A 5728-nucleotide genomic window follows, 5' to 3' on the forward strand; every position below is an offset into this window, starting at 1 on the left:
CATGCCGGCGGGCCCGCCGCCCACGACGATCCAGCGCTGCGGCGACGACGCGCGCGGCCGTTCCCCCCGCTCGAGCTCGCGCCCGGCGAGCGGGTTCACGGTGCACGACATCGCGAGTCCGCGGCTGCCCCGCCCGAGGCATCCCTGATTCAGGCGGATGCAGTGACGGATGCCGGACTCGCCCCTGTCGACCGGCTCGACTCCGATCAGCTTGCGGCCGAGATCGGGGTCGGCGATCTGGGCGCGGGTGAGCGCGACCATGTCGGCGACGCCGGAGGCGACGACCTCCTCCGCTTCCTCGACCGAGCGCGCGGCGCCGACGCCGAACACGGGGACGTCGGGGTGGGCCGCCTTCATGGCGGCGACGTCATCGCGCAGCCACGCATACGGCATGGGCGACGACGGGAAGACGTAGTGGACGTTGTGGTACCCGCCGGCCGCGAGGTCGAGGAAGTCGATGCGGGCCTCTGCACGCAGGCGCGCGACGACCTCGCGCATGCCGGCGCCGTCGATCCCGTCGAGGTGGAACTCGTTCGCGACGATGCGGATGCCGACGGTGAAGTCGTCGCCCACCCGCTCCCGCACAGCGCGCAGCACCTCGCGCGGGAACCGTGTGCGTCCCTCGAGGTCGCCGCCGTACTCGTCGCCACGGGCGTTGTACAGCGGCGAGAGGAACTGGTGCAGCAGGTAGCCGTGGGCCATGTGGATCTCGATGCCGTCGAACCCGCCGTCGCGCGCGTGCGCGGCCGACAGCGCCCAGCCGTCGACGAAGGCGGCGATGTCGGCGCGATCCATCTCGCGCGTCGCGTGCGCGGTCGACGGGGACAGGACGCGCGACGGCGCGTACACCGCGCGCGGGCCGTCGGGACCGTCCGGCTGCGCCTGCGCGCCGTGGTGGTTGAGCTGCACGAAGATCTTCGCGCCCGCCTCATGGACGGCGTCCGTCATCCGCTCCGATGCGGCGACGCCCTCGCGGCGGTAGGCGTCCTCGAAGCCGCGGATCGAGCCGGTCGGGTGCACGAAGTGGTTGCCGGCCACGAACAGCCCGCACCCGCCGCGCGCACGTCGCACGTAGTAGGCGGTCTCGCGGTCGGACTCGACCCGGTCGGAGTACTGCTTCGAGTGCGCCGTCTGCATGATGCGGTTCGGCACCTCGACGGCGCCGATCCGCAGCGGCTGCGCGAGGACGGAGGAGCGGATGCCGGGGCGCGCGGTCATGCCTCCGAGCCTAGGACCGCCGCCTCCCGCCTCCCCGCTCGTGCGCGTCCCCGGTCACGTTGACTTGCGCTATACGTGCAGCATGCCCGGCGTGTCACGTACGTTCAGCGCAAGTCAACGAGGGAAGGCCGGGGTCAGAGGCCGGCGAGGGCCTGGTCGAGGTCGGCGAGGAGGTCGGCGACCGACTCGATGCCGACCGACAGCCGCACGACCTCCGGCGGGACGGCGAGCTCGGTGCCGCGCACCGAGGCGTGCGTCATCTCGTCGGGGTAGTTCATGAGCGACTCGACGCCCCCGAGCGACTCGGCGAGCTGGAACAGGCGCGTCGACTCGGCGAAGCGCCGCGCGGATGCGGCATCCGCCAGCGCGACCGAGACGATCCCGCCGAACCCGCTCATCTGCGCGGCGGCGAGCTCGTGCCCGGGATGCGACGCCAGGCCGGGGTAGTACACCCGCGCGACGCGGTCGTGCGAGGACAGGAACTCCGCCACCGCCTGGGCGTTCTCGCTGTGGCGCTGCATCCGCAGCGCGAGGGTCTTGATGCCGCGGGTCGTGAGCCACGCGTCGAGAGGACCGGAGACGGCGCCGACGGCGAACTGCAGGAACTTCGCCTCGCCGTACAGTGCCTCGTCGTTGAGCACGAGCGCGCCGCCGACGACGTCCGAGTGCCCGCCGAGGTACTTCGTCGTCGAGTGCACCACCACGTCGGCGCCGAAGGCCAGCGGCTGCTGCAGGGCGGGCGACGCGAACGTGTTGTCGACCACGACGAGCGCGTCCGCGTCGTGCCCGAGCCGCGCGAGCCCGGCGATGTCGGTGATCCGCAGCAGCGGGTTGCTGGGCGTCTCGACCCACACGATGCGCGCAGGGCGCTCCTCGAGGGCGGTGCGCACCGCGTCGAGGTCGCTCATGTCGACCACGCGCACGCCCACGCCCCACGCCCCGAGCACACGCGCGATGAGGCGGTACGTGCCTCCGTAGACGTCGTTGCCGAGGAGTACGTCGTCGCCGGGCTTGAGCGCGGCTCGGAGCAGCGCATCCTCGGCGGCCAGCCCCGACGCGAACGACAGGGCATGCGCGCCGCCTTCGAGCGCCGCGAGCTGCGTCTCGAGCGCGGTGCGCGTCGGGTTGCCGCTGCGGCCGTACTCGTAGCCCTCGCGGAGCCCGCCGATGCCGTCCTGCGCGTACGTCGTGGAGAAATGCACCGGCGGGATCACGGCCCCGGTCGTCGGGTCGAAGGCCTGCCCGGCGTGCACCGCGCGGGTCTCGAAACCGGAGTCGTTCGTGGGCTCGGTCATGCGGGTGCTCCTTCGTGGGCGGTTCCGGATGCCTCATCCCCGCGCGGTGCGCCGGGTTCGGCCGATTCTGGGTGCTGGTCGTGCGGTGCCGAGCGGGTCGCACGGTGCTCGGCGACCGGGACGTCGAACCCGTGGCCCCGCATCCAGTCGTCGTCGTAGAACCGGTTGAGGTAGCCGCGGCCGTGGTCGGGCAGCAGCACGACGACCACGTCGTCGGCGGGCAGCTCGCGGGCCGTGCGCAGCGCGGCGACGACCGCCATGCCGCTCGATCCCCCGACCAGGAGTCCCTCCTCGCGCGCGAGGCGGCGGGTCATCTCGAACGTCTCGGCGTCCGAGACCCGGTGGATCTCGTCGGGCACCGCGGGGTCGTAGCTGTCGGGCCAGAAGTCCTCGCCGACGCCCTCGACGAGGTACCCGTGCAGCGGGCCGCCAGAGTAGATCGAGCCCTCGGGGTCGGCCCCGACCACCCGCACCGCGCCGCCCGAGATCTCGTGCAGATACCGGCCCGTGCCGGTGATGGTGCCGCCGGTGCCGATGCCGGCGACGAAGTGCGTCACGCGTCCGTCGGTGTCGCGCCAGATCTCCGGCCCCGTCGTCTCGTAGTGGCTCAGCGGGCCGTTCGGGTTCGCGAACTGGTTCGGCTTGAAGGCGCCGGGGATCTCGCGGACGAGCCGATCCGACACGCTGTAGTACGAGCGCGGGTCTTCGGGCGGCACGCTCGTGTCGGTCACCACGACCTCCGCACCGTATGCCCTCAGCACGTCGACCTTCGGACCCGCGAACTTGTCGGGCACGACGAAGATCATGCGGTAGCCACGCTGTACCGCCACGAGTGCGAGACCCACGCCGGTGTTGCCGCTCGTGGGTTCGACGATCGTGCCGCCCGGCTCGAGCAGACCGTCGCGTTCGGCGGCGTCGATGATGCGGCGGGCGATGCGGTCCTTGGCGGAGCCGCCGGGATTGAAGTACTCGACCTTGGCCAGCACGGTGGCGGCGATGCCGTCGGTGACACGGGTCAGGCGGACGAGGGGGGTGTTGCCGACGAGGTCGGCCACGCTCTGGGCGTAACGCACGGTGAGTCCTGGAGTGTTGCCGCGCGGGAGCGCGGAGGGTTGGCGGGGTCGCGGAGGTCTGTGCGAAGCGAACGCTTCAGCAGCAGGGGCGACAACACCGACAGGTCAACACGGGCGCCAGTCTAGACGCTCACCGGTGCGGCGTCGAGGACGCCGTTGACGGCCACGGCTCGGAGACGCCGATGACGGATGCCGCGGCCCGGCGCACCGGCCGGTCGCGGCATCCGAGTCACCAGGTGGCGACGTACTCCGACCGCCGCACGAGCGCAGCCTGCTCGATGAGCGGGAGCGAACGGTCGACGGCCTGCACGACGCGGCGGGCGACGTCGGGCGAGGTGAGCTCGTAGTTCGCGAAGTCGGTCGTCGACGCGTACACGCCGATCGGCAGCGTGAGCGCCTGGAAGAACCCGAACAGTGGCCGTAGCTGGTGCTCGATGATCAGCGCGTGCCGCTCGCCGCCGCCGGTCGCCGCGAGCAGCACAGGCGTGCCCACGAGGTCGTACTGGCCGACGAAGTCGAACAGGTGCTTGAACAGCCCGGTGAACGAGGCCCGGTACACCGGGCTCGCCACGACGAGCAGGTCGGCGGACTCGATCGCCTGCAGCGCCGACTCGACCTCGGGCGCGACCTCCTCGCGCTTCAGGGCACCCGCGAAGCCCGGGCCGAGCGCCGCGATCTCGACCAGCTCGACCTGCGCGGGGATGCGCTCGGCCACCGATGCGAGGATGCTCCGCACCAGCGCGGTGGTGCGGCTGGGTTCCTGCAGGGAGCCGGAGACCCCGACCACGCGCAGCGGGCGGTCGGAGATCGTGGTCGTGGTCGTGATCGTCGCGTCCTTCAGCAGCTCGGTCATACCGGCACCACATCCAGCGACGGCGCCGGGCCGACGGCCGCGAGCCGGCCGCGTGAGCGCGACCACTGGCTCCACGAGCCGGGATAGACGACCACGTCGATGCCGGCGAGCGCGCCCGCGAGCGCGGTGTGGGTCGCCGCGATGCCGGAGCCGCAGTAGGCGGCGACGGCCACTCCTTCGGCGACGCCGGCGGCGGCGAACTCTGCACGGATCTCCTCGGGCGAGCGGAACTTGCCGGCCGTCAGGTGGACCGTCGTCGGCAGATTCACGGCGCCGGGGATGTGACCGCCGACGGGGTCGAGCGGCTCGGCGTCGCCTCGGTAGCGCTCCGGAGCCCGTACGTCGAGCAGCAGCCCGTGGTCGGGCCACTCCTCCACGCCGTCGATGTCGGCCACTCCCTCGGTGATATCGCCGAGCACGACATCCCCCGGCGGCCTCGGCAGCACGTCGCCGGTCTCGAGCGGCAGCCGTTCGGCGAGCCAGCCGCGCAGGCCGCCGTCGAGCACGCGCACGTCGGCGAGGCCCGACCGGGTCAGCACCCACCACGCGCGCGCCGCGGCCACCGAGTGGACGTCGTCGTATGTCACCACCGTGTCGCCGTCGCGGATGCCCCATCGCCGCGCCGCGGCCTGCAGCTGGGCGCGCGGGGGCAGCGGATGCCGGCCCTCGCGCGGATCGCCACGCCGGGCGAGCTCGCGGTCGAGGTCGACGTAGACCGCGCCAGGCAGATGTCCGTCGAGGTACGCCGGTCGGCCCTCGGGCTGATCGAGACGCCATCGCACGTCGAGGATCCGCGGCGGGGTGCCGCCGCGGATGAGATCGGCGAGCTCTGTCGGCGAGATGAGTGGGGAAGGCATGAGGTCATGCTCGCTCGCGCGGGGAGCCGGCGAAACGCTGTGACGACACACACTGCGACACGGCGACACGCGGCGTCACACGGGGTCATGCCCGGCGGACGTGGAAGCAGCGACGCGCGCGTCCGGTGTGTCTCGGTCCGAATCCGCGGCGGCACCGGCGCGCGGGCCTAGCATGCGGCCAGGACACCAATGGAGGAATCGGATGCCGCATCCCCGTGTGACACGCGAATCGCGGCCGCGCGGCGCCCGCGCCGCCCGAGTGCTCGCGGGGCTGGCCGTCGCCGCCGCACTCACCCTCTTGGCCGGCTGCGGCAACGGCGGGATCCCGCTCCCGACCGCTCTGCCGACGACGCTTCCGACGGGCGTGCCCACCACCCTCCCCACGGACCTGCCCACGCGGACGCCGGGCCTGCCCACGCGGTCGCCCGAGCC

General features: G+C 72.7%; 5 protein-coding genes and 1 pseudogene. 1 reads left to right on the forward strand and 5 read right to left on the reverse strand.

Going from position 1 to position 5728, the window contains the following annotated elements:
* The 5 genes from VIP82_RS09835 to VIP82_RS09855 all read right to left on the reverse strand — a co-directional run.
* A partial coding sequence (locus VIP82_RS09835; protein WP_527250129.1) for an oxidoreductase occupies positions 1 to 1218 on the reverse strand: 1218 nt, incomplete at its 3' end.
* Positions 1219 to 1352: 134 nt separating this feature from the next.
* Positions 1353 to 2513, reverse strand: coding sequence for a cystathionine gamma-synthase (locus VIP82_RS09840; RefSeq protein WP_331908065.1), 1161 nt, complete (start codon positions 2511 to 2513; stop codon positions 1353 to 1355).
* Complete coding sequence (locus tag VIP82_RS09845) at positions 2510 to 3586, reverse strand: pyridoxal-phosphate dependent enzyme (RefSeq protein WP_331908067.1); 1077 nt, start codon at positions 3584 to 3586, stop codon at positions 2510 to 2512. Before VIP82_RS09845 ends, VIP82_RS09840 begins: the two co-directional genes overlap by 4 nt.
* Before the next feature lie 229 nt (positions 3587 to 3815).
* Positions 3816 to 4439, reverse strand: coding sequence for an FMN reductase (gene msuE, locus VIP82_RS09850; RefSeq protein ID WP_331908069.1), 624 nt, complete (start codon positions 4437 to 4439; stop codon positions 3816 to 3818).
* Positions 4436 to 5296, reverse strand: coding sequence for a sulfurtransferase (locus VIP82_RS09855; protein WP_331908071.1), 861 nt, complete (start codon positions 5294 to 5296; stop codon positions 4436 to 4438). Before VIP82_RS09855 ends, msuE begins: the two co-directional genes overlap by 4 nt.
* A gap of 202 nt (positions 5297 to 5498) precedes the next feature.
* On the opposite strand from VIP82_RS09855, the pseudogene VIP82_RS09860 reads away from it, so the two are divergent.
* Positions 5499 to 5728 (forward strand): annotated as a pseudogene (locus tag VIP82_RS09860) (hypothetical protein); the annotation flags it as partial.

Source organism: Microbacterium sp. (assembly GCF_036566905.1).
Lineage (GTDB): Bacteria > Actinomycetota > Actinomycetes > Actinomycetales > Microbacteriaceae > Microbacterium.